At 70.2% G+C, this 23,186-nt stretch carries 21 protein-coding genes and 1 tRNA gene; 11 read left to right on the top strand and 11 right to left on the bottom strand.

What is annotated here, in order from left to right; genetic code table 11:
• Positions 1-3: 3 nt before the first annotated feature.
• Positions 4-2,094, bottom strand: coding sequence for an excinuclease ABC subunit UvrB (gene uvrB, locus EXU48_RS18350; RefSeq protein WP_133109126.1), 2,091 nt, complete (start codon positions 2,092-2,094; stop codon positions 4-6).
• A gap of 84 nt (positions 2,095-2,178) precedes the next feature.
• On the opposite strand from uvrB, the gene EXU48_RS18345 reads away from it, so the two are divergent.
• Both EXU48_RS18345 and EXU48_RS18340 read left to right on the top strand, forming a co-directional pair.
• Positions 2,179-2,862, top strand: a complete 684-nt coding sequence (locus tag EXU48_RS18345; protein ID WP_133109125.1) for an alpha/beta hydrolase — start codon at positions 2,179-2,181, stop codon at positions 2,860-2,862.
• A gap of 149 nt (positions 2,863-3,011) precedes the next feature.
• On the top strand, positions 3,012-3,449 hold the full coding sequence (locus EXU48_RS18340) for an OsmC family peroxiredoxin (protein ID WP_133109124.1): 438 nt from the start codon (positions 3,012-3,014) through the stop codon (positions 3,447-3,449).
• Between the two features lie 24 nt (positions 3,450-3,473).
• Here EXU48_RS18340 and EXU48_RS18335 read toward each other — a convergent pair whose 3' ends face one another.
• Positions 3,474-4,301, bottom strand: a complete 828-nt coding sequence (locus tag EXU48_RS18335; protein ID WP_165962888.1) for a TetR/AcrR family transcriptional regulator — start codon at positions 4,299-4,301, stop codon at positions 3,474-3,476.
• 129 nt (positions 4,302-4,430) lie between these two features.
• On the opposite strand from EXU48_RS18335, the gene EXU48_RS18330 reads away from it, so the two are divergent.
• A complete protein-coding gene (locus EXU48_RS18330) occupies positions 4,431-5,399 on the top strand; it encodes an ABC transporter ATP-binding protein (protein WP_133109122.1) in 969 nt (322 codons plus the stop codon).
• A complete protein-coding gene (locus tag EXU48_RS18325; RefSeq protein WP_133109121.1) occupies positions 5,399-6,232 on the top strand; it encodes an ABC transporter permease in 834 nt (277 codons plus the stop codon). The genes EXU48_RS18330 and EXU48_RS18325 overlap by 1 nt, the downstream gene beginning before the upstream one ends.
• Positions 6,233-6,288: 56 nt before the next feature.
• On the opposite strand, the gene coaE is transcribed toward EXU48_RS18325, so the two are convergent.
• The 3 genes from coaE to rpsA form a co-directional block, all read right to left on the bottom strand.
• The gene (gene coaE / locus EXU48_RS18320) at positions 6,289-7,494 is read right to left on the bottom strand and encodes a dephospho-CoA kinase (RefSeq protein WP_133109120.1); all 1,206 of its coding nucleotides are present in this window, start codon (positions 7,492-7,494) and stop codon (positions 6,289-6,291) included.
• Positions 7,495-7,525: 31 nt separating this feature from the next.
• The gene (locus EXU48_RS18315; protein ID WP_133109119.1) at positions 7,526-8,149 is read right to left on the bottom strand and encodes a pyroglutamyl-peptidase I family protein; all 624 of its coding nucleotides are present in this window, start codon (positions 8,147-8,149) and stop codon (positions 7,526-7,528) included.
• A gap of 96 nt (positions 8,150-8,245) precedes the next feature.
• Positions 8,246-9,739, bottom strand: coding sequence for a 30S ribosomal protein S1 (gene rpsA, locus EXU48_RS18310; RefSeq protein ID WP_133109118.1), 1,494 nt, complete (start codon positions 9,737-9,739; stop codon positions 8,246-8,248).
• 248 nt (positions 9,740-9,987) lie between these two features.
• Here rpsA and EXU48_RS18305 point away from each other — a divergent pair, with 248 nt between their 5' ends.
• Complete coding sequence (locus tag EXU48_RS18305; RefSeq protein ID WP_133109117.1) at positions 9,988-10,818, top strand: class I SAM-dependent methyltransferase; 831 nt, start codon at positions 9,988-9,990, stop codon at positions 10,816-10,818.
• A gap of 68 nt (positions 10,819-10,886) precedes the next feature.
• Here EXU48_RS18305 and polA read toward each other — a convergent pair whose 3' ends face one another.
• A complete protein-coding gene (gene polA / locus EXU48_RS18300; RefSeq protein ID WP_133109116.1) occupies positions 10,887-13,583 on the bottom strand; it encodes a DNA polymerase I in 2,697 nt (898 codons plus the stop codon).
• Between polA and EXU48_RS18295 the strand changes: the two genes are divergently transcribed.
• Positions 13,582-13,995, top strand: coding sequence for a hotdog fold thioesterase (locus EXU48_RS18295; protein ID WP_133109115.1), 414 nt, complete (start codon positions 13,582-13,584; stop codon positions 13,993-13,995). The two genes, polA and EXU48_RS18295, sit on opposite strands and share 2 nt — an antisense overlap.
• Here EXU48_RS18295 and EXU48_RS18290 read toward each other — a convergent pair.
• Positions 13,911-14,681, bottom strand: a complete 771-nt coding sequence (locus tag EXU48_RS18290; RefSeq protein ID WP_165962887.1) for a GNAT family N-acetyltransferase — start codon at positions 14,679-14,681, stop codon at positions 13,911-13,913. The genes EXU48_RS18295 and EXU48_RS18290 overlap by 85 nt on opposite strands.
• A 217-nt stretch (positions 14,682-14,898) precedes the next feature.
• Entirely contained in the window at positions 14,899-15,597 is a 699-nt protein-coding gene (locus EXU48_RS18285; protein WP_133109113.1) for an ANTAR domain-containing response regulator, read from the bottom strand.
• 64 nt (positions 15,598-15,661) lie between these two features.
• Here EXU48_RS18285 and EXU48_RS18280 point away from each other — a divergent pair.
• The 3 genes from EXU48_RS18280 (at position 15,662) to EXU48_RS18270 (ending at position 17,977) form a co-directional block, all read left to right on the top strand.
• Positions 15,662-15,735 (top strand) — tRNA-Leu (locus EXU48_RS18280).
• Between the two features lie 101 nt (positions 15,736-15,836).
• A complete protein-coding gene (locus EXU48_RS18275) occupies positions 15,837-16,856 on the top strand; it encodes a hypothetical protein (protein ID WP_133109112.1) in 1,020 nt (339 codons plus the stop codon).
• Entirely contained in the window at positions 16,850-17,977 is a 1,128-nt protein-coding gene (locus tag EXU48_RS18270; RefSeq protein WP_133109111.1) for a hypothetical protein, read from the top strand. Before EXU48_RS18275 ends, EXU48_RS18270 begins: the two co-directional genes overlap by 7 nt.
• 75 nt (positions 17,978-18,052) lie before the next feature.
• On the opposite strand, the gene EXU48_RS18265 is transcribed toward EXU48_RS18270, so the two are convergent.
• From EXU48_RS18265 to EXU48_RS18255, 3 genes are read right to left on the bottom strand one after another with little or no spacing between them, the layout of a single operon-like run.
• Entirely contained in the window at positions 18,053-18,988 is a 936-nt protein-coding gene (locus EXU48_RS18265) for a glycine betaine ABC transporter substrate-binding protein (protein ID WP_235857120.1), read from the bottom strand.
• A gap of 37 nt (positions 18,989-19,025) precedes the next feature.
• A complete protein-coding gene (locus EXU48_RS18260) occupies positions 19,026-19,991 on the bottom strand; it encodes an ABC transporter permease (RefSeq protein WP_133109110.1) in 966 nt (321 codons plus the stop codon).
• On the bottom strand, positions 19,988-21,271 hold the full coding sequence (locus EXU48_RS18255; protein WP_235857119.1) for a quaternary amine ABC transporter ATP-binding protein: 1,284 nt from the start codon (positions 21,269-21,271) through the stop codon (positions 19,988-19,990). Before EXU48_RS18255 ends, EXU48_RS18260 begins: the two co-directional genes overlap by 4 nt.
• Positions 21,272-21,697: 426 nt before the next feature.
• On the opposite strand from EXU48_RS18255, the gene EXU48_RS18250 reads away from it, so the two are divergent.
• Both EXU48_RS18250 and EXU48_RS18245 read left to right on the top strand, forming a co-directional pair.
• A complete protein-coding gene (locus tag EXU48_RS18250) occupies positions 21,698-22,210 on the top strand; it encodes a flavodoxin family protein (protein ID WP_133109109.1) in 513 nt (170 codons plus the stop codon).
• A 107-nt stretch (positions 22,211-22,317) separates the two neighbouring features.
• On the top strand, positions 22,318-23,181 hold the full coding sequence (locus EXU48_RS18245) for an ion transporter (RefSeq protein ID WP_133109108.1): 864 nt from the start codon (positions 22,318-22,320) through the stop codon (positions 23,179-23,181).
• The last annotated feature ends 5 nt before the right edge of the window (positions 23,182-23,186 follow it).

Below are 23,186 nucleotides of genomic sequence, written 5' to 3'. Positions count from 1 at the left end.
GCGTCAGGCCGTGGCCTGCGTCATCTGCCGCAGCTCCTTCTTCAGGTCGGCGATCTCGTCGCGCAGCCGGGCCGCCAGCTCGAACTGCAGTTCCTCGGCGGCCGCGTGCATCTGGTCGTTCAGCTCCTGGATGAGGTCCGCGAGCTCCGACGCCGCCGCCCCGGCCAGCTTCTGCCGGGAGGACGTGGGCGTGGGTGCCTTGCCACCGCGGCCCTTGCCCTGCTGGCGGTATCCGCCGGCGAGGAGTTCCTTGGTGTCGATCTCCTCGCGGGCGAGCATCTCGGTGATGTCCCCGATCCGCTTGCGCAGCGGGGTCGGGTCGATGCCGTTCGCGGTGTTGAACGCGACCTGCTTCTCGCGGCGGCGCTCGGTCTCCTCCAGCGCCAGCTTCATCGACGGGGTGATCGAGTCGGCATACATGTGCACCTCGCCGGACACGTTCCGCGCGGCCCGTCCGATGGTCTGGATCAGGGACGTCGACGAGCGCAGGAAGCCCTCCTTGTCCGCGTCCAGGATGCTGACCAGGGACACCTCGGGCAGGTCCAGACCCTCCCGCAGCAGGTTGATCCCGACGAGCACGTCGAAGACCCCGGAGCGCAGTTCGCGGAGCAGTTCCACCCGGCGCAGCGTGTCCACCTCGGAGTGCAGGTACCGCACCCGCACGTCTCGTTCCAGGAAGTAGTCGGTGAGGTCCTCGGCCATCTTCTTGGTGAGCGTGGTGACCAGGACGCGTTCGTCGCGGGCCGTGCGGTCCCGGATCTCGGCGAGCAGGTCGTCGATCTGGCCGTGGGTCGGCTTGACGACCACCTTGGGGTCCACCAGCCCGGTGGGCCGGATGATCTGCTCGACCACGCCGTCCGACTGGGACAGTTCGTAGGAGCCCGGGGTGGCGGACAGGTACACGGTCTGCCCGATCCGGTCCAGGAACTCCTCCCAGCGCAACGGCCGGTTGTCCATGGCGCTCGGCAGCCGGAACCCGTGCTCCACCAGCGTGCGCTTGCGGGACATGTCTCCCTCGAACATCGCCCCGATCTGCGGCACCGTCACGTGGGACTCGTCGATGACGAGCAGGAAGTCCTCGGGGAAGTAGTCCAGCAGGGTGTGCGGTGCGGACCCTGCTTCGCGCCCATCGATGTGCCGTGAGTAGTTCTCGATCCCGGAGCACGAGCCGATCTGGCGCATCATCTCGATGTCGTAGGTGGTGCGCATCCGCAGCCGCTGTGCCTCGAGGAGCTTGCCCTGCGTCTCGAACTCGGCCAGGCGCTCAGCGAGCTCGGTCTCGATCGTCCCGATGGCGCGTTCCATCCGGTCCGGTCCGGCCACGTAGTGGGTGGCCGGGAACAGGTGCGTCTCGGTCTCGGAACGCACCACGTCACCGGTCAACGGGTTCAACGTCTGGATGGACTCGATCTCGTCGCCGAACATCTCGATCCGGATCGCGAGTTCCTCGTAGACCGGGATGATCTCGATCGTGTCCCCACGGACCCGGAACGTCCCCCGGGTGAACGCCATGTCGTTGCGGGTGTACTGCATGGTCACGAACTGGCGGAGCAGGTCGTCGCGGTCGATCTGGTCCCCCACGCGCAGCGGCACCATCCGGTCCACATACTCCTGCGGGGTGCCCAGCCCGTAGATGCAGGACACCGACGCGACCACGATGACGTCGCGCCGGGTGAGCAGATTGTTCGTGGCCGAGTGGCGGAGCCGCTCGACCTCGTCGTTGATCGAGGAGTCCTTCTCGATGTAGGTGTCCGACTGCGGGACGTAGGCCTCGGGTTGGTAGTAGTCGTAGTAGGAGACGAAGTACTCGACCGCGTTGTTCGGGAGCAACTCGCGGAACTCGGTGGCCAGCTGGGCAGCGAGCGTCTTGTTCGGCGCCATCACCAGGGTGGGCCGCTGCACCTGCTCGATCAGCCAGGCCGTGGTCGCCGACTTCCCGGTCCCGGTGGCGCCGAGGAGCACGACGTCCTTCTCCCCCGCCTTGAGCCGCTCGGTGAGGTCGGCGATGGCAGTCGGCTGGTCCCCGGACGGGGTGTACTCGGAGATCACCTCGAACGGGGCGACGGTCCGCTGCAGGTCGGTGACAGGGCGCATGGCACAACGGTACGTCGCACCGGTGACATTCATCGATCGAGGTCCTACGCCGTGGGGCGAACATCACCGTGGGAGACTGCCGCCATGTCGAGACTGCGCCCCGAGACCCTGCCGCTGGACGCCGCGGCGACGGTCTGGTCCGTCCCGTCCGGCCGGGTCGCCGCCGCGCTCGAGGAGCGGCCGCTGCTGGTCCTGCTGCACGGGTTCGGCTCCAACGAGGCGGACCTCGCCGCCCTGATGCCGCACCTGCCGGCGGAGTTCGTGATGGCGAGCCTGCGCGCGCCGCTCCCGGTCGACCTCGGGACCCGCCGCGGCCATGCCTGGTTCCCCATCACCCAGCCGGGCCGACCCGACCCGGCGTATCTCGACGCCGGGGTTCGGGGCATCCGGCGCTGGCTCGAGCACACCCACGCCCGGGTCCGCACACCGGGGCCGGTCGCCCTGGTCGGCTTCTCCCAGGGCGGCGCGATGGTGACCCACCTGCTGCGTCACAACCCCGAGGACTTTGCCTGCGGGGTGGTCCTGTCCGGCTTCACCGCGCCCGGCCTCGTGGCCGGTGACGAGGCCCTCTCGCAGATCCGGCCGCCGGTGTTCTGGGGCCGTGATGAGGCCGATCCGGTCATCACGGCCGAGGCCGTGACCCGCACGACGGCGTTCCTCACCTCTCACGTCGACCTCACCGAGCGCCGGTACCCCGGCGTGGGCCACGGCCTCTCCGCCGACGAACTCGAGGACGTCTCCGTGTTCCTCCGCCAACACACCCGCTGAGTTCCCGCCGCGAGAGTGTTGAAGTGGCCGCCACTTCGACACCCTCGCCGCAGCGTGGTCCAGGCTGTCGCGAAGGCGGCCGGCGAGGCAGACTGGATCACGACGCCGCGCGCGGACCGTCCGGGCGGGCGAAGGAGGAGATCGAGAAGATGGCACTCGTCAGCCGTGCAAGCGCATCCTGGTCCGGGAACCTGTTCCAGGGGTCGGGCTCAGCGAGCCTGGACAGCTCCAAGCTCGCGACGTTCGACATCAACTGGAAGGCCCGCACCGAGGAGAACGGCGGCACCACGAACCCCGAGGAGCTCATCGGCGCCGCGCACGCCGCGTGCTACTCGATGGCGTTCTCGAACGTCCTCGACTCCAACGGAACCCCGCCGACCCGGATCAAGACCGATGCGAAGGTCACGTTCGACCCGGGCGCCGAGGGTGGCGCCGCCATCACCGGGATCCATCTGACCGTCTCGGCGACGGTCGAGAACCTCTCGGAGGAGGACTTCCAGAAGCTCGCAGTCGCGGCGAAGGAGGGCTGCCCGGTCTCGAAGGCCCTCGCCGGGACCGAGATCACGCTGACGGCGTCGCTCGCCTGATCCTGCCCGCGCCGCGGGGGCCGCTCAGCCGTCCCCCGCGGCTGCGTCGATGGACATCTCGACCACGTCCAGGAGCCGTTCCAGGGTCGCTTCGAACGTGCTCGCCTCGTCGTCGAAGGCGCCGGCGAGATAGATCTCGGTCATCACCGGGTACCGGTCGACGTCGAACCAGTCCTCCCAGAAACTGCTCATCGACTCCCAGTAGCCGTCCTGCCCGACGCCGCTGGCGTCCCGGTCGACGGACTCGGCGATCGAGCTGCGCGCGAGGCCCTGGAGGACCGTGTCCACGAGACCGACCGTCTGCACCACCTGCAGCGGGGTGAGCGAGGTCCCGATCAGCGTGCGCAGACCCGCCTCCTGGGCATCGAGCACGTGCGGCGACAGCGGGGCACGCCACATGTTCGTCTGAAGCAGCCACGGCTCCCGGTCGTAGAGCGCCCAGAACTCCCGGCAGTACTGTCCCAGTGCGTTCCGCCAGGGTTCCCCTGCCTCGGGCAGCGCGAGTCCCCCGTGGACGCTGTCGATCATCAGGTCGATGAGCTCGGTGCGGCCGGGCACATAGGTGTACAGCGACATCGCACCGACGCCGAGTTCCCTCGCCACCTTGCGCATGGACAGGGCCTCGAGGCCCTCGCTCCGCACCACCGCCAGCCCCGCCGAGACCACCTCCACCAGGGTGGTCCTGGCCGGACGGCCCTTCGTCGACGGCTCCGGGGGCGACCAGAGCAGCGCGAGCCGGCGGGTCACCTCAGGCGTGCGGGTCACGAACGGGTACCCGTCGGCGTGCGCCTTCTGCGCGGCGCGCTGCTTCACGTCGTCACGGCCGTCCGTGCCGCGGTCCTCGGTCGTCACCGGCACTCACCTCTCCCGTTTCGTGTGCGAGGCAATCTGACCACATCCACTGGCCCACTCTTTCCCGTACAGCGTATGGTATCGTTCGTGACCCAATTTCAGTACACCGTACGAAAGGAAGTTTTCCGGGTGATCCGTGCACGAGGACTGACCAAGACCTTCCAACGCAAGAAGGAGACCGTCGAAGCGGTCAAGAGCATCGACGTCGACGTCCACGAGGGCGAGCTCGTGGCGTTCCTCGGCCCGAACGGGGCGGGAAAGTCCACCACGCTGCGCATGCTCACCAGCCTGCTCGCACCCACGTCCGGCACCGCAGAGGTGGCCGGCTGGAACGTCACCGTCGACCCGGCGCAGGTGCGTGCCCGGATCGGCTACATCGGACAGGGCAATGGTGGCGGCTACTCCTACCGGGTGCTCGACGAGATGCACAACCAGGGCCGGTTCTACGGGCTGCCCGTCGAGGAGTACCGACGTCGCACCGGCGACCTGCTCGAAGCACTCGAGCTCGTCGGGCTGGAGAAGCGCACCGTCGAGAGCCTCTCCGGGGGCCAGCGCCGACGCCTGGACGTGGCGTTGGGACTGATGAACCACCCGCCGTTGCTCTTCCTCGACGAACCGACCACCGGGCTGGACCCGCACAGCCGGGCGAACCTGTGGGAGCACATCGGCGCGATGCGGCGGCGCTACGGGATGACCATCGTGCTCACCACGCACTACCTGGACGAGGCGGACAACATGGCCGAGCGGGTGGTGGTCATCGACCACGGCACGATCATCGCCGATGCACCGCCGTCGGTCCTCAAGCGCGAGTACGCCGACGATGTGATCACGTTGACCCTCCTCCCCTCCGGGGGCCACGGCGAGGCGATCACGGCGCTGCTCGCCGAGGCCGGTGGCGAGGTGCGCACCGAGTCGGGGCCGGACGGGGTGCTGGTCGCCGTGATCGCCACCGCGCACGGATCGGACCGGTTGCCGGCCGCGATCGAGGTGTTGCGCCTGGCCGGGCACACGGTCACCTCGGCGGACCTCAAGCGGGCCAGCCTCGATGACGTCTTCCTCAACCTGACCGGGCGCAGCCTGCGAGAGGAGGCCGCGTGATGTCCACGCTCACCCAGGAGCCCGAGCGCGAGGTCCGCACGGTGCTGCGGCACACCGGCGCCCGCAAGTTCATCGGCGACGTCGGCGCCGTGTTCGTGCGGGAGATCCTGCTCGTCTTCCGCGACCCGTTCACGCTGATCTTCTCGTTGCTGCAGCCGCTGGTCTTCCTCGGCCTGTTCGCGCCGATGCTGACCGGTGCGGTCGGCGGCCTCGGCGGTGGCGGTGGTTCCACGGCCGAGACGCTGCAGTGGTTCGTGCCCGGGGTGATCGTGATGATCTCGCTGTTCGGCACGTCCATGACCGGCTCGAACCTGCTGTACGAACTGATGACCGGGTCCTACGAGCGGGTTCTGGCGACGCCACTGAACCGGTCCGCGATCCTGATCGGGCGCTCACTCAAGGAGTTCGCCCCGCTCGTGGTGCAGGGGCTGATCATCGTGCTGCTCTGCGTGCCATTCGGCTTCCATCTCTACCCACTGCACCTGCTCGTCGGCCTGGCCCTGCTCGGCCTGTTCGGGATCGGCGTGGGTGCACTGTCGATGGCGCTGGCGCTGGCCGCGAAGAGCCGGGAGTGGCTGTTCTGGGGTGTGCAGCAGGCGCTCCTGTTCCCGCTGCTCATCCTCTCCGGCATGATGCTGCCGCTGGAGAGCGCACCGAGCTGGATGCAGGTCGCGGCGCAGTTCAACCCGCTGACCTACATCGTGGAGGCGGAGCGGGCCCTGCTCGGCGGGTCCTTCGGAGCCGCCGAGGTGCTGTGGGGTTGGGTGGCGGCCGCGCTCACCTGCGCCGTCGGGTTGTGGGTGGGTATCCACCGCACCCGCAGGACGGTCTGAGCGCGCGGCGTTCCCGTGCCGAGCAACCGGTCGGCACGGGAGCGCCGGTCCGTCCTTCACGCGGCCGGTGGCTGCCACCCCTCGGCGTCGATCCACTCCTGCAGGCGTGGCCAGACCTCGGTGAACCAGGGCTCCTTCGCGACCGCGTAGGCCCGGGTGTCGGCGGCACCCTTCGCGGTGCGCCGTTTCAACGCCGCGTACTCCTCGCGTACGTCGTCGTCGCCTCGGAGCCAGTCCCGGAACGCCAAGGCGTAGGTCCAGCCAGGTCCGCCCACCACCCGCACATGCAGGTTCACCGCCCGGTGCGGATCGGCGTTGCCGTGCAGCCGCTTGTCCCACCGACGCGGATCGGGATCGTTCGGCTTCGGGGTGTCGACCCACTCCCCCGCCCGTACGGGGAACCCGGCCCGGCCGAGCGCATCGGCGATCCGGTCCGCGTCCGCAAGGGTGTCCACACCGAGTTGGAGGTCGAGTACGTCCTTGGCGACCAGCCCCGGCACGGCTGTGGATCCGATGTGCTCCGCCGAGCGGATCCGGTCCCCGCCGGCGCGGCGCAACCGGGCGAGGATCCGGTCCGCCTGCGCAGGCCAGGTCCGCGGCGGTCCGGGCGGTTCGAGCAGCCGTGGCGGCCCGGGTCGGTCTGCCACGGCCCTCGCCTCGACGTTGCGGGCGTACGGTGCGATCCGCTCCTGCCACAACCGCCCGACGGCGGCGCGCACCTCGTCCGGGCGCCGTTCGTTGTCGATCCAGACGTCGGCGACCCGGCGCCGGGCCTCGTCGTCGGCCTGAGCCGCGATGCGCGCCCGGGCGTCACCGGCCGTCATGGCGCGATCGGTGACCAGCCGCTCCAGGCGCACCTGCTCGGAAGCACCCACCACCAGGACCAGGTGGTAGTCGGCAGCGAGGCCGTTCTCCACGATGAGCGGGACGTCGTGGACCACGATCGCGTCGGGCGGCAGCGCCCCCACCCGGGCCCTGGTCAGCTCGCCGACGAGGGGGTGCACGATCGCGTTCAGGCGGGCCAGGGCGTGGTCGTCGCCGAACACCAGCCGGCCGAGCGCCGGCCGGTCGAGCGCGCCGTCGGGGGTGAGCACGTCGTCGCCGAACGCCTCGACCACCTCGCGCAGGCCCGGGGTACCCGGTTCGACGACCTCACGGGCGATCACGTCCGCGTCGATCAGATGACCGCCCAGGTCGACCAGGGCCGCGGCGATCGTGGATTTGCCGGCGGCGATCCCGCCGGTGAGGCCGATGTGGAGCACGGCACCACCCTATGAGGTCGGCCGCCCGCGCTCAGTCGGTGGCGCCGTCGGCGATCCGCAGGTCGGCCTCGACGTCGAGGGCGGCGTCGACGCTGACGCGCACCGCCCGGGCGAGCGTCGCCAGATCGGGCGAGCCGACGCCGTCGGGCATCGGCACGTGCACGAAACCGGCCCGCCGGCCGGGGCCGCCGCAGGCCCACGCCGCGGCCCGGAAGAACATCGCGTTGCAGACGAACGTGCCCGCCGTCATGGACAGGTCCACCTCGACGCCCGCCTCCGCGAGCCGTGCCCGGGTGGCCTTCACCGGCAGCGACGTGAACAGGGCGGTCGGTTGCCCGTCCAGGACCGGTCCCTCGGCAGGCTGGGCGCCGTCGTTGTCCGGGATCCTGGCATCGCGCAGGTTCACGGCGAGCCGCTCGAGGCTGACCCGGTTCCGGCCGGGCGCCAGGCCGACGCCGATCACGACGCCCGGCTGGTGCTCGGTGATGAGGTCGTCCAGGTCGACGCCCATCCGCGCGTAGGCGACCGGCAGCTCCGCCACCACCAGCCGCTCCGGGCGGTCCCAGTCACGCGCCACGATCCGGGCCGCGTCGATCGAGGGGTTGGCGGTGGCGCCGTCGAACGGCTCGAATCCGGTCAGGAGCACGGTGGGCACGAACAGAGGATACGCAGTGGATCGCAGAAGGATACGGCGACGGCCCGCCGCCCCTCGAGGGGCGGCGGGCCGTCGTGGTACTGCGGTGGGGCTGGATCAGCCGCCGGTCAGCTTCTCGCGCAGCGCGGCGAGCGCCTCGTCGGAGGCCAGCGTGCCGGCCGCCTCGACCGGAGCCGAGCTGTAGGACGAGGAGTCCGAGCCGGAGCCCGAGTCCGAGGAGGAGGAGGAGCTGGAGGACGAGGTGCCCGGGTCGGCGTCGGCCTCGATGGCCGCCGCGACCTGCTGCTTGTGGGCCTCCCAGCGAGCCTGGGCCTGCGCGTACTGCGCCTCCCATGCCTCGCGCTGGGTGTCAAAGCCCTCGAGCCACTCGTTGGTCTCCGGGTCGAAGCCCTCCGGGTACTTGTAGTTGCCCTGCTCGTCGTACTCCGCGGCCATGCCGTACATCGACGGGTCGAAGTCGTCGCTGTTCGGGTCGACGCCGTCGTTGGCCTGCTTGAGGGACAGCGAGATCCGGCGACGCTCGAGGTCGATGTCGATGACCTTGACGAACACCTCGTCGTCGACCTTCGCGACCTGCTCCGGCAGCTCCACGTGGCGCTGGGCCAGCTCGGAGATGTGCACGAGGCCCTCGATGCCGTCCTCGACGCGCACGAACGCGCCGAACGGAACGAGCTTGGTGACCTTACCCGGCACGACCTGCCCGATGGCGTGGGTGCGGGCGAAGGCCTGCCACGGGTCCTCCTGGGTCGCCTTCAGCGACAGGGAGACCCGCTCGCGGTCGAAGTCGACGTCGAGGACCTCGACGGTGACCTCCTGGCCGACCTCCACGATCTCGTTCGGGTGGTCGATGTGCTTCCAGGACAGCTCGGAGACGTGCACCAGACCGTCGACGCCGCCGAGGTCCACGAACGCACCGAAGTTGACGATGGAGGAGACCACACCGGGGCGGACCTGGCCCTTCTGCAGGGTCTGCAGGAAGGTGGACCGGACCTCGGACTGGGTCTGCTCGAGCCAGGCACGGCGGGACAGGACCACGTTGTTGCGGTTCTTGTCGAGCTCGATGATCTTGGCCTCGATCTCCTGGCCGATGTACGGCTGGAGGTCGCGGACCCGGCGCATCTCCACGAGGGAGGCGGGCAGGAAGCCGCGCAGGCCGATGTCGAGGATGAGGCCGCCCTTGACGACCTCGATGACGGTGCCGGTGACGACGCCGTCCTCCTCCTTGATCTTCTCGATGGTCCCCCACGCCCGCTCGTACTGCGCGCGCTTCTTGGACAGGAGCAGACGACCCTCCTTGTCCTCCTTCTGGAGGACGAGGGCCTCGACGCGCTCGCCCACGGAGACGACCTCGTCGGGGTCGACGTCGTGCTTGATGGAGAGCTCGCGGGAGAGGATGACGCCTTCGGTCTTGTAACCGATGTCGAGGAGAACCTCGTCCCGGTCGACCTTGACGACAGTGCCCTCGACGATGTCTCCGTCGTTGAAGTACTTGATGGTCGCGTCGACGGCTGCGAGGAAGTCCTCTTCCGAGCCGATGTCGTTGACCGCAACCTGCGGGGCCTTCGTCGTGGCGGGGGTGGTGATAGTCATAGAGTGTTGGACTCCGATTGGACAGGAATAGTACGGACAGGGATGGTGGCACGCGTAACCCCCGCGAACCGGGTGCTCCGGCGGTGATCGGGTACCGATCGGCCGGACGGCGCAGGAGGGCACGAAAAACCGTGTACGAGTCTATCGTGTCCGGCCAGGCATCGCTACCACGCCCGGTGTCGGCTCCGACACCCCGTCGCCGCCCGGTTCGCCCCTAGGCTGGCGCCGACCCTGCGAGCGGAGGACCGATGGGCGCCGATCACCGAGGCCCGCTGGCGCGGGCCGGGTACGAGCCGGTCGACGGCGGCCGGGCCGCGAGCGCGAACGCCGCCTGGTGGAGCGAGGGCGCGGTCGAGTACCTCGACGAACACGGTGCGTTCCTCGGTGCGGCCGACTTCTGCTGGTGCCCGGAGGGTTTGCGTGAGGAGCGGGCCGGGTTGCTGGGCCCGACGGCGGAACTCGCCTCCCGCTCGGTACTGGAGGTCGGCGCGGGGGCGGCCCAGTGCTCGCGTTGGTTGCGCTCGCGCGGGGTGACGAACGTGGTCGCCACGGATGTCGCCGCGGGGATGCTCTCCGCCGCGGCGGACCTGGACGCCGCGACCGGGATCAGGGTGCCGACGGTGCTGGCCGACGCCCGCGACCTGCCGTTCGCCGACGACTCCTTCGACGTGGTGTTCACCGCGTTCGGGGCGCTGCCGTTCGTGCCGGACGCCGGCCGGGTGCACGCCGAGGCGGCCCGGGTGCTGCGGCCGGGCGGGTCGTGGGTGTTCTCGGTGACCCATCCGCTCCGGTGGGCGTTCCCGGACGACCCGAGCGCCGGCGGGCTGACCGCGGTCCGGTCCTACTTCGACCGGACGCCCTACGTCGAGACCGACGACGCGGGGAACCCGCTGTACGCCGAGTACCACCGGACCCTCGGCGACCACGTGCGTGACGTCGTCGGGGCCGGGTTCGTGATCGACGACCTCATCGAGCCGGAGTGGCCCCCGGACAATCCGAACGTGTGGGGCGGCTGGGGTCCCGAGCGCGGCGCGCTGCTGCCCGGGACCGTGATCCTGCGGGCCCGGCTGGCCGGCTGAGTCCTGGGGCGTCCCTGCTGAGCCCCTGCTGAGCCCCTGCTGTCGGCCGCAACTCGGCCGCGCCGGGCTCAGTGCCCGGCGTCGCGCCAGCTCGCCCCGGTCCCGACGGACACGTCCAGCGGCACCTCGAGGTCCGCGGCGGCAGCCATCTGCTCGCGCAGCACCGCCTCGGCGGCGGCGTCCTCGCCGGGCGCGACCTCGACCACCAGCTCGTCGTGCACCTGCAGCAGCAGCCGGCTCCTCAGCCCCTGCTCCCGCAGGGCCCGGTCCACACCGATCATCGCGACCTTGATGATGTCCGCCGCGCTGCCCTGGATCGGGGCGTTCAGGGCCATCCGCTCGGCCATCTCCCGGCGCTGCCGGTTGTCCGAGGTGAGGTCCGGCAGGTAGCGCCGCCGGCCGAGGATCGTCTCGGTGTACCCGGTGGTCCGGGCCTGGGCGACCACCGACGCGAGGTAGTCGCGAACGCCGCCGAAGCGCTCGAAGTAGCCGTCCATGAGGGTGCGCGCCTCGGAGGTCTCGATCTTGAGCTGCTTCGACAGCCCGAACGCCGACAGTCCGTAGGCGAGCCCGTAGGACATCGCCTTGATCTTCGAACGCATCGCAGCGGTGACATCCTCCGGCTCCACCTCGAAGACCCGGGACCCGACGAACGAGTGCAGGTCCTCCCCCGACCGGAACGCCTCGATGAGGCCGGCGTCCCCGGACAGGTGCGCCATGATCCGCATCTCGATCTGCGAGTAGTCGGCGGTGAGCAGCGTCTCGTAGCCGGAGCCGACCACGAACGCGGCCCTGATCCGGGTGCCCTCCTCGGTGCGGATCGGGATGTTCTGCAGGTTCGGGTCCGCCGACGACAGCCGGCCGGTGGCCGCGATCGTCTGCGAGTACGTCGTGTGGATCCGCCCGTCCGGGGCCACGGTCCGGAGCAGGCCCTCGACGGTCTGACGGAGCCGGATCTGGTCCCGGTGGGCCAACAGGTGCTCGAGGAACGGGTGCTCGGTCTTGACGTACAGGTCCGCGAGCGCGTCCGCGTCGGTGGTGTACCCGGTCTTCGTCTTGCGGGTCTTCGGCATCGCGAGCTCGTCGAAGAGGACCTCCTGCAGCTGCTTCGGGGAGGAGAGGTTCACCTCTCGGCCGATGACCTCGTACGCCTTCGTCGCCGCGTCGGTGACGGCGTCACCGAACTGGCGCTCGAGCGTGGTGAGGTAGTCCACGTCGGCGGCGATCCCGGCCTTCTCCATCTCGGCGAGGACCGCGGCCACGGGCAGTTCGAGTTCGGTGAGCAGCGCCGCGGCACCCCGGTCCGCGAGGTCGGAGCGCAGGGCTGCGGCGAGATCGAGGACCGCGGCGGCCCGGACGGCGCCGATCTCGTCCTCGGCCGGGCCGTCCAGGACGAGCATCTGCTGACCGGAGTCGTCCTCGCCGGAGCGCAGTTCCCGGTGCAGGTATCGCACGGACAGGTCGGCGAGCGTGAAGCTGCGCTGGTCGGGGTGGCACAGGTAGGCGCCGATCGCGGTGTCGAACGTGACCCCGTCCAGGACCAGTCCGCGACCGTCCAGGCTGTGCCACGCGGTCTTGGCCTCGTGGACCACCTTCGGCGCCGCCGGGTCCGCGAGCCAGGCGGCCAGCGCGGTCTCGTCCTCGACCGAGATGTCGGCGAGGTCGATCGTGAGGGCGGTTCCGCCGTCGGCGGCCAGCGCCAGGCCCCACGCGTCGCCGGTGCCCTGGGCCGCCGAGCCACGCACGTCCAGGCCGACCTCGGCCCCGGCCCGCGCGGCCAGCCAGTCCGGCAGCCCACCGGGCGTCAGGGCGCTGATGTCCAGCTCGAACCCCTGCGCCGCCACCGTCTCGGCGTCCTGCGGGGTCATCTCGAACAACCGGTCCCGGAGCACCCGGAACTCCAGCGCATCGAAGACCTGATGGACCTGTTCGCGTTCGAACGGACGCCGGCTCAGGTCGTCGACCCCGAGCGGCAGTTCCATGTCGAGCAGCAACTGGTTGAGCTGCCGGTTCAGGATCACCTGGTCCAGGTGGGCGCGCAGGTTCTCCCCGGCCTTGCCGCTGATCGCCGGGGCGTTCGCGATGATGCCCTGGAGACCGCCGTGGGTGTTGATCCACTTCGCGGCCGTCTTCGGGCCGACACCCGGGATCCCGGGCAGGTTGTCGCTGGACTCGCCGACCAGCGCGGCCAGGTCGGAGTACTCCGCGGGCGTGACGCCGTACTTCTCGGTGACCGCCTCCGCGGTCATCCGGACCAGGTCGGAGACGCCCTTGCGCGGGTAGAGCACGGTGACCGCGTCCCCGACGAGCTGGAAGGTGTCCCGGTCCCCGGAACAGATGAGCACGTCCAGCCCGGCGGCGCTGGCCTGGGTGGAGAGGGTCGCAAGGATGTCGTCCGCCTCGAAGCCCTCCTTGCCGAGGGTCGGGATCGCGAGCGCGGCCAGGACCTCCTCGATCAGCGGGATCTGCCCGCGGAACTCCTGCGGGGTCTCGCTGCGGGTGCCCTTGTACTCGGCGTAGGTCTCCTTGCGGAACGTCTGGCTCGACACGTCGAACGCGACAGCCACGTGCGTCGGGTCCTCGTCCCGGAGCAGGTTGATCAGCATCGAGGTGAACCCGTATACCGCGTTCGTCGCCTGCCCAGTGGAGGTGGAGAAGTTCTCCACGGGCAGGGCGAAGAAGGCGCGGTACGCCATCGAGTGCCCGTCGATGAGCAGGAGCCTGGGTCGCACGTTCTCACTCACAGGTGCCACCCTATGCGTCATGACCGACATCGCAGACAACGCCGAGATCGCCGATCTCACCCGGGACACGCTGATCGAGAAGCTCGGCATCGAGATGCTCGAGATCGGTGCGGAACGGACGGTCGGCCGGATGCCGGTGGCCGGGAACACCCAGCCGGCCGGGCTGTTGCACGGCGGCGCGAGCGCGGCCCTCGCCGAGACCCTCGGCTCGTTCGCGGCGATCGCACACGCGGGACCGGGCCGCTACGCCGTCGGGCTGGAGCTGAACGCGACCCACCACCGTTCGGCCCGGGAGGGCTGGGTGACCGGCACCGCGACGGCCCTCCACCTGGGCCGCTCGACCGCCAGCTACGAGATCGCGGTGGCGGACGAGTCCGGGCGGCGAGTCTGCACGTCCCGGCTCACCTGCATGCTGCTCGACGCCCCGTCCTGACCGTCCCTGTCGACTCTGTCGTCCCTGTCGACCGGGTCGATCGGGTCGTGGTGGGCGTCCTGATCCGGGCGGTCCTGCCGTTCGGCGCGGTCCGCGAGCTCGACCAGGCTCAGCCCTCGCGGCGGGGTCTCCGGGAGCCCACGGGAACGCCGACGGCGGGCGATCAGTTCGTCGATGCCGCGGACCCGCTTGTCGCGGGCGCCGGCCGGCTGCTCCAGGCGGCGCAGCAACGCGGCGGTCTCCGCGATCCGGCGCGAGCCGGCCGGGACGAAACCGAGACCGGAGAGGAACCGCTGCTCGCTGCGGGCACCCGTCAGCGGCATGGTGACCACCCGTTCACCGGCCGAACGGGCGGCGACCACCGCGATCTGGTGCATCAGCGCCCGGCCGACCCCACGCCGTCGGTGTTCCTTGTCGACGTACAGGGCCTCGATGTGCAGGTAGGCGATGTCGGAGAACAGGTTCACGTCGATCAACTGGACCAGGGCCAGGCCGACGATCGCGTCGTCCACCTCGGCGATGATCAGGCTGGAGTTCTCCATGCCGAACCAGGCGCGCAACAACTCGCTGACGGCCTCGGAGTCGGGGTTGATCAGTTGCACGCCCAGGGGGGACTCGGCTCGCGCGGCACGCAGGACGGGCAGCACTGCCTCGAGGTCCTCAGCGCGCGCCACACGTGCGCTCACACCCATCCGTACCAACCCTGACACCACCGTTCTCCATGTCCGCTCAGCGAGGTCGGCCCCCACCATACGCCCGTTGTGTGCACCGGCAGAAGCCCCGACTCCATTCGAACGAATGGACATCCGGCACGGACCCGAACGCCGCAACGTCGCGACGACCCCGGCCGCGGGTGCGGTCACGGGGTCGTCGGGGTCGCGCGTCGGGGAGGTGTCCTCGGGGTCAGTCCTTGCCGGCGCCGACCTGCGCGATGACGGCGTCGGCCACCTCGCGCATCGTCAGGCGTCGGTCCATCGAGGTCTTCTGGATCCACCGGAACGACTCCGGCTCGGACAGGCCCATCTTCGTCATGAGCAGCCCCTTGGCCCGGTCCACCCGCTTGCGGGTCTCGAACCGGTCGGTCAGGTCGGCCACCTCGGACTCCAGCGCCGCGATCTCCTGGTGCCGCGAGAGGGCGATCTCGAGGGCGGGCAGCAGGTCGTTCGGCGTGAACGGCTTCACGACGTACGCCATCGCGCCGGCGTCCCGGGCCCGCTCCACGAGCTCGGTCTGCGAGAACGCGGTCAGCAGCACGACCGGGGCGATCCGGGCCTTCGTGATCCGCTCGGCGGCGGAGATCCCGTCCAGGACGGGCATCTTCACGTCCATGACCACGATGTCCGGCTCGAGCTCGGTGGCCAGCCGCACCGCGGCCTCACCGTCGCCTGCCTCGCCGACGACCTCGTAGCCGGCCTCGTTGAGCGTCTCGACCACATCGAGGCGGATCAGCGCCTCGTCCTCGGCCACGACGACGCGTCGCGTGCGTCCCGCCTTCGGCTTCGGCGCCGGCTCGGCCGCGGGGGCCGTGTCGAGGTCGAGAAGATCCGCGTCGTTCGACGACTTCTTGCCCGGCTTCCCGCCGGTGGTCTCATCCGTGCTCACGATCGCCTAGCCTAGTGCCTGTGCCAGAATGGCACGACAGCGACCGCAGTGATGCAGCGCACTGGCCCCGATAGCCCAACCGGCAGAGGCGTTCGGCTCAAACCCGATCCAGTGTGGGTTCGAATCCCACTCGGGGCACCCGCGCTCGCGGCCATCCGTCGCAACCTCGGTCCGGCGGCTGCACCGAAGACTGCCCGATAGCGCACGGTGCCGAGCGGCCCGCTGGGTACCGTGGCAGCATGCCGGCAGGCATGGACGTGGAGGCGCCGGAGCGGGCCCGCAGCAGGCCCGATGCGTCGCCGCGCGAGGTTCGTCGGCCGGCCGACGACGGCGGCCCGGTGCCGCTGGTCCTCTCACCGGCGATGATGGTGCGCCTCCAACGCAGCGCGGGCAACGCCGTCGTCGGCACTCTGGTGACCCGGCTCCCGGCCGCGGTGGCCCTCCAGCGGGCGAAGCTGGAGGACTACGTCGACAACGACCCGATGCATGACGCGTCGCGGATGACGGATGCGGCCATCGAGGCCACCGACGAGTACAAGGCGTACCTGGCCATGAACCCGCCGGTCCCGCTGCGTCCAGTGCTCGCGGAGGAGGCGATGCAGGCGTGCCGGCTGCTGCTCCGCAACCTCCGGCAGGCACCCGGTCCGTTCACGGTGGGCACGGCCGAGCTGGAACACTTCCTCGATCTCGCTCGCGGCAGGGGCGCTGCCACCACCACCGCGGAGGCCACGGTCGGAAAGCAGAATTGGGTGGCGGTGACGCCGGGCGACGTCAGTACGCCCGGGGCGGCCGACAGTGACTTCCTGAGGTGGATGCTCGCCGGCGGCAACCAGCCGAACGTGGCCACCGGCAAGCTGAACTGCTGGGAGATGGTGCTCTTCTCCGCCTATCGGGCCGGGTCCGTCTCCGAGAAGACGATGCGCGACCTGTACACGACGGCCCGGGATGCGATGACGAGTTCCGGCGACGTCATGGCCTTCCCTCGTACTCTGGAGCGAAGCCTGGCTTCGAGCGCGGTCCAGACGTACGACCCGCGCAAGCCGGACTCCGCACGGCCGCTGAGGGGTGATCTCGTGATCTTCGACGAACTCGCCGGCCACGTCGCGCTCGCGACGGGCCGGATGACGGGCGGCAGGGTCGAGGTGATCAGCCACTGGCCCCCGCCGGACGGCAGCCACAAGGTCAAGACGACCACGATCGAGGACCTGCTGCCGGAGGCCGGGGTGCGCGTCGCCAAGTTCTGGGGCCCGCCGTGGTGACCGAGGGCTTCACGGCCGAACTCGTCGCAGTCGTGCCCTGGGACGACGAGCACACCGGGGTCACGTCGAGTTTCACCGACCACCCGGCCCATTCCTGGCGGGTGCCCGAACACACCCGGCGGGCGCGCAGTCCGGTCCGTCTGCGCCTGGACCGGGACGGTGGCTTCCACCTGCTCGGCGACGACCCATCCGTGCTGCACCTCGACGGCACGGGCACGCCCGTGGGCCGCACGCCGGTGGCGGGCCGGATCCTCGACTACGTGTGCGACCCGGCCGGCGGGGTCGTACTGATCGAGGGAGCCGATGACGAGCCTCGGCTGCGCGCGCTGGCCGGCGACGGGTCCGAACGTTGGTCGGTGGGCGGGCGCTTCACCAAGGTCCTCGCCACCGGGGACCGGCTGTACGTCCACGGGGATCCAGGCACCCTCGAGGTGGACCCGACGACCGGCGCGGCCGGCCCGATCCTGCCGGTGCGTGGCGGTGAGCCGTTCGGGGGCGGCGGGAAACTGGTCTCGGTCACGTTCGATGACGCGAGCCAGCGTCGCGGCGTCGCCGTGTTCGATCCCGCCACCGGGGAGTCGACGGAGTTCACGGGCGGCGCGGACCACTACCCGTGGCTGGTGGATCCGTTCGGAGCCGATGGCCGCGCGCGCCTTTTCGTGTGGTGGGACGGGCGGATCGCGAGGGTGCCGGTCACCGGGGAGATCGACGCGCTCGGCGCCGTCGACGGGATCGCGGTCCGCGACCGGACCGTGTTCACGAGCCACGGCGCGGGCGAGCACGTCGTGGTGCAGGGGAACGGGATGCAGGCCCGCCTGCCGGTCGCGGGCCTTCGGCTGGTCGGCGTCGATGCGGACTCGCGGGTGTACCTCCTCGGAGGCGAGGGCCCCGGCAGTGCGGGCGAGCTGCGCGTGTACGCCGCCGACGGGCACCTCGAGTCCTCGGGTCCGCCCCCGGAGGACCTGGCCGCGATCGGGTCGCGGATGCCGGTCCACACGGCGTGGCAGGTGGATCACGAGGGGCGCGTGACCATTCCCGTCGGGACGCCCGGTGGCGTGGCGCTCGTCCGGCTGCGGTCGGCGGGCACACCGATCGGGAGTCCGCCTGGACGGACCACCTGAGCGGCGCGGTCACAGCGATGGCCCGAACCCCACCAGGTGGGGTCCGGGCCATCGTCGTTCGGGCCGGTTACGAACTCACGGCTCGAACGGGGTGAGGACGTCCGGGTACTCCTCGAGCCAGGCGGCCACACCGGCGGCCGGGTCGTCCGGGTTGTCGTTCACGACCGAGCTCTCCAGCGCGCCGTACTGCTCGTCGTCGAGGGAGATCGTCCCGATCCACTCGGCGACCTCCGGGAACTCCTCGGCGAAGCCGTCACGGGCGAGGAAGTGCAGGCCCTCGGGCTCACCGAACGCGCCCTCGGGGTCCTCCAGGTCGCGCACGCCGTACTCGGCGTTGGCCCAGAACGGGCGCCACAGCGTGACCACGATCTCCTCCTGCGCCTGGATCGCGCTGTCCAGTTCGGCGAGCATCGCCGTGGTCGAGGAGGTCGCGAGGCTGAAGCCGGCCTCGTCGAGTCCGTAGGTCGGCATCACGCTGTCCTGCGTGGCCTCGGTCAGGCCGGCGCCCGGCTCGATGCCGACGATGCGCCCCTCGAGCTCATCGACATAGTCGGGCAGGTCCGCGATCGAGGTGATCTCGCTGTACTCGGGCACCGCGAAGGTCAGGACGGCGCCGTCGTAGTACGCGCCGAGATCCTCGATCTGCTCCCCGTACTCCTCCATGTAGGTGGCGTGCGTGACCTCGGGCCACGCGGACGGGTAGATGTCGACGTCCCCCTGCGAGAGCGCGGTGTAGAGGATCCCCGCCTCGGTCAGTTCCTCGTGCTCGACGGTGTAGCCCGCCTCCTCGAGGACGTTCTCCAGCAGGAACGCGGTGCTCAGCCCGTCCGTCCAGGACGGGATGTAGCCGAGTGTGATGGTCATGTCGCCGGCGTCGCCGCCTGCGTCGTCCCCATCGGTCGTCGCGTCGTCGCCGGACTCGCCGCCGCCGCACGCGGCGAGGGTCACACCGACGGCGGCCGCGGCGAACAACGCCGCAGCGCGACGGCGCTTGGTCATCAGGGTGTTCATGTGAACTCCTTCTCTCCAGTGAATGCTGGTTCGATGGTCAGGGGGTGGCTGCGGGGGCCGCGGCGGTGGTGTCCCGGTCCGGCACGGGTGCGGTGGACGGCTGGCCGGCGGAGCGCTCCTGGGCCCGCTGGAGCGCCGCGGTCCGCCGCACGCGCATCATCGCGGACAGCGAGTTGTCCGTCGGCTGACCGATGGCCGCGGTGAGCCGGTCCAGGAAGATCGCGAGGATCACGATCGCCAGGCCCGCCTCGAACCCGTGGGCCACGTCCACCCGGGCAAGGGACTCGGTCACGTCCTTCCCGAGTCCCGGAGCGCCGACGAATCCGGCCATCACGACCATGGACAGCCCGAGCATGATGACCTGGTTGACGCCCGCCATGATCGTTGGGACGGCAAGCGGGAGCTGGATCCCGAGCAGGATCTGCCCGGGCGTGCCGCCGAAGGCGTGTCCGGCCTCGACCGTCTCGCGATCCACCTGGCGGATGCCGAGCTCGGTGAGCCGGACACCCGGGGCCATCGAGAAGATGATCGTCGCGACCACACCGGGCGCGTACCCGATGCTGAAGAAGATCACCACGGGCACCAGGTACACGAGTGCCGGCATCGTCTGCATGAAGTCGAGGATCGGCCGGACGATCGCGCTGACGATCGAGCTTCGGGCGGCCAGGATGCCGACGGGAATGGCGACCACGACGGCGAATACCGTCGCGATGATCACCATCGAGAGCGTCTCCATGGCCGGCTCCCAGAGTTCGACACTCACGGTGAGTGTCATGCCGACGAGCACGAAGATGGCGAACCGAACGGAGCGTACCCAGGCGGCGAGCAGCGCGAACAGCACGACCACCACGGGCCACGGAAGGGTCAGGAACGCGTCGGTGAGGCCGCCGGCGAGCGTGTTGAACGCGTCGCTGATGCCGTCGAGCACCTCGGGCAGGCGGGCCTTGATCCAGTCGACGGCCGCGTCGGCCGCGTCACCGAGTGGGATGTGCGGGATGTTCACAGAGCGGCTCCCTGGGAGGTCACAGGGTCCGGATCGCCGTCGGGCGACACGTCCGAACCGTTCGGTGTGGCCAGTGCGCTGAGCAGGGTGACCCGCGGGATCACACCCAGGAGCACACCGCGTTCGTCGACCACGGCCAACGGGGCACGGGCCGCAGCCGAGTCCGCGAAGAGCTCGACGAGCGGGGTCTCCGGGCCCACGGTCGTCACGGCCTGGGAGAGTCCGGGCAGGGTGCTGCTCCCCTGCCGCACCGCCTCGGCGACGTCGTCCTCCCAGACCAGGCCCTTGACGCGGCGATCACGGCTGACCACCAGGAGCGAGGACGTCTGGTGCTCACGCATGAGTTTGTGGGCGGCGCGCGGGCCGGAATCGGCGCCGACGACGGCCACTGGCCGCTCCATGACGGATCCTGCGGTGAGCACCCGGCTCCGGTCGACCTCCGCCACGAACTGGGCGACGTAGTCGTTCGCGGGGTCCGTGAGGATGTCGTCCGGCGTGCCGACCTGCACGATCCGGCCATCGCGCATCATCGCGATCCGGTCGCCGAGTCGCATCGCCTCGTTGAGGTCGTGCGTGATGAACACGATCGTCTTTCCGAGCTCGGACTGGAGCTCGAGCAACTGATCCTGCATCTCCTTGCGGATCAAGGGATCAAGGGCGCTGAACGCCTCGTCCATCAGCATGATGTCGGTGCCGGCGGCGAGGGCGCGGGCCAGCCCGACGCGCTGACGCATGCCCCCGGAGAGCTCGGCCGGCAGGTGCCCGCCCCAGCCCTCGAGGCCGACCATGCCGAGTGCCCGTTCGGCACGCTCCTCGCGCTCGGACCGGTTCACGCCACGCACCTTCAGCGCATAGGCGGCGTTCTCGCCGACCGTGCGGTGCGGCAGCAGCGCGAAATGCTGGAAGACCATCGAGACGCGGTCGCGACGGAGCGCCCGCAACTGCTTCGGTGAAGCACCGTCGATATGGTCCTCGCCGATCAGGACCGACCCGGCGGTCGGCTCCCAGAGCCCGTTGAGCATCCGGATCAGCGTCGACTTCCCGGAGCCGGACAGGCCCATGACCACGAAGATCTCACCGGCCCGGACCTCGAAGTTCGCGTCGATCACCGCGGCGGTGGTGTCCTTCGGCAGCTGCGAGCGGTCGAGTCCGCTCTGCAGCTGCTCGACAGCGTGCCGTGCACCACGGCCGAACACCTTGTAGAGGTTCTCGACCCGGAGCACGACGTCGGATGGGGCGCTCAGGTCGCCCGTGCTGGAAATGGCAGTTGTCTCGGTCACGCGTCCTGTGCCTCGGCGCGGAGCGGCAAGGTCTTGGGTTACGGTCCGGGCCCCCGGGCGGACGGCCAGTGCCGTCTCAAGAGTGCACCTCGGGTGCCATACGCACGTCGTCAGGAACGACGGTCGCGGCCTGGCTGGGGTCGCTCGGCGGGCCGGAAGTGCCCACCCGAGCGGATTTCACGCTACCAGCCGACCACCGGCGGTACCTGCGCAATCTTCCGGACATCGGCCCTCCCGGCACGGACCCGGATCAACGGAAACCGCTCAGATCCGCAGGTCCGCGGCGTTTCGGCGCGGTCGACAGCATGCATGTTCGTTAGCCAATCGTGACCTTCGTCTCCCCCGCCGTTACCAGCACGTGACCAAAGTCCCTGGCCTGGCCCCATCGAGGGCTCCACCCTGAGGAGGAGAGGAATGGTGAGTGCCATGACTGCCTACATCGTGTACGAGAGCATGTTCGGGAACACGGCCGAGGTCGCCGAGGCGGTGGCCGCGGGTGTTGCCGGCCGCCTCCCCGTCGAAGTCGTCGAGGTCGGCGATGCCCCGATGATCCGCGACCTCGACACCGACCTGCTGATCGTTGGGGCACCGACGCACGCGTTCGGCCTGAGCCGCCCACAGACCAGGAAACAGGCCGCCGATCGCGCGGGCCACGTGGTCTCGGACGCCCGCTCGATGCGCGACTGGATCGACTCGCGATCGGTGCTGTCGCTCTCGGTGGCGACGTTCGACACCCACGTCCACCCGCCGGTCCCGGGTTCCGCGGCCAGGTCCATGGCCAGGTTCCTGACGCGGCGCGGCTGCACGCTGGTGGCCGAGCCGATGACCTTCCGCGTCAACGGCACGGACGGGCCGGTGGTGTACGGGGAGCTCGAGCGCGCCACCGAGTGGGGTGCGTCCGTCGCCAGGCGGGTGGGGCTGCGTCCTACGCCCGCCTAGGCGCAGCCGTGGGTGGGCAGCGGTCACCACCCGCGCACCTTGCTCGGCGGGCCCGACGTCCGCCACGCTCTCCTGCGCCAGCCTTTGTCGAGACTGAGAGCGGGAGCATGGCCACGACCGAGACCCTCCTGGGACGTCCTCCCGTCAGCACCGGACCACGGCCACCGGAGCGCTGGTACTCCCGCGTCGCGCTGGGTGCGTGGGTCGAGTCCGACCGGGTCCAGCACGTGGTGATCGTCCTGATCCTGATCAACGCGGCCACGCTCGGACTCGAGACGTCGGACACGATGATGGCCGGATACGCCGATCTCCTGCACGCGGTCGACCGGATCTGCCTGGCGTTCTTCGTCGTCGAACTCGGCCTGAAGCTGTACGCGTTCCGCGGATCGTTCTTCCGGTCGAGCTGGAACGTCTTCGACCTGCTGGTGGTCGGCGTGGCGCTGGTCCCGGGGTCGGGAGCCTTCGGCGTCCTGCGCTCGCTGCGGGTCCTGCGGGTGCTGCGCCTGGTCTCGATGGTCCCGCAGTTGCGCCGGGTCGTCGAGGCGCTCGTGAAGGCGGTGCCCGGGATCCTCTCGATCGGGGCCCTCCTGATCCTGCTGTTCTACGTCAGCGCGGTGATGGCGACGATGCTGTTCGGCGACTCGTTCCCGACCGAGTTCGGCAACCTCTCGCGGTCCCTGTTCACGCTGTTCCAGATCATGACCCTCGACAACTGGAGCATCGTCAGCAGAGCCGTCCTCGAGGTGCACCCGTGGGCCGTCGCGTTCTTCATCCCGTTCGTGCTGCTGAGCGCCTTCACGGTGCTGAACCTGTTCATCGCCGTGATCGTCGACGCCATGCAGCACATCCGGTCCGAGGACGGTCCCGTCGGCGCCGCGGCGTCCGGAGGCGGGCCGGACCTCGAGAGCGAGATCCGTGGCCTCCGGGACCAGGTCGCGGAGCTGACGGAACTCGTGAAGAGCCGCTCCTGAGTGCC

The sequence above is a fragment of the Occultella glacieicola genome (assembly GCF_004353825.1).
GTDB lineage: Bacteria > Actinomycetota > Actinomycetes > Actinomycetales > Beutenbergiaceae > Occultella > Occultella glacieicola.
Note: the sequence above shows the minus strand (reverse complement) of the source record. Positions and strands in the feature narration are given on the sequence as shown.

Excerpts from the sequence above, each read along its gene's own strand:
- polA (WP_133109116.1), bottom strand. The coding sequence starts at position 13,583 with ATGACGCATAGGGTGGCACCTGTGAGTGAGAACGTGCGACCCAGGCTC.
- EXU48_RS18295 (WP_133109115.1), top strand. The coding sequence starts at position 13,582 with ATGACCGACATCGCAGACAACGCCGAGATCGCCGATCTCACCCGGGAC.
- EXU48_RS18345 (WP_133109125.1), top strand. The coding sequence starts at position 2,179 with ATGTCGAGACTGCGCCCCGAGACCCTGCCGCTGGACGCCGCGGCGACG.
- uvrB (WP_133109126.1), bottom strand. The coding sequence starts at position 2,094 with ATGCGCCCTGTCACCGACCTGCAGCGGACCGTCGCCCCGTTCGAGGTG.
- rpsA (WP_133109118.1), bottom strand. The coding sequence starts at position 9,739 with ATGACTATCACCACCCCCGCCACGACGAAGGCCCCGCAGGTTGCGGTC.
- EXU48_RS18305 (WP_133109117.1), top strand. The coding sequence starts at position 9,988 with ATGGGCGCCGATCACCGAGGCCCGCTGGCGCGGGCCGGGTACGAGCCG.
- EXU48_RS18275 (WP_133109112.1), top strand. The coding sequence starts at position 15,837 with ATGCCGGCAGGCATGGACGTGGAGGCGCCGGAGCGGGCCCGCAGCAGG.
- EXU48_RS18245 (WP_133109108.1), top strand. The coding sequence starts at position 22,318 with ATGGCCACGACCGAGACCCTCCTGGGACGTCCTCCCGTCAGCACCGGA.
- EXU48_RS18265 (WP_235857120.1), bottom strand. The coding sequence starts at position 18,988 with ATGAACACCCTGATGACCAAGCGCCGTCGCGCTGCGGCGTTGTTCGCC.
- EXU48_RS18250 (WP_133109109.1), top strand. The coding sequence starts at position 21,698 with ATGACTGCCTACATCGTGTACGAGAGCATGTTCGGGAACACGGCCGAG.
- EXU48_RS18325 (WP_133109121.1), top strand. The coding sequence starts at position 5,399 with ATGTCCACGCTCACCCAGGAGCCCGAGCGCGAGGTCCGCACGGTGCTG.
- EXU48_RS18340 (WP_133109124.1), top strand. The coding sequence starts at position 3,012 with ATGGCACTCGTCAGCCGTGCAAGCGCATCCTGGTCCGGGAACCTGTTC.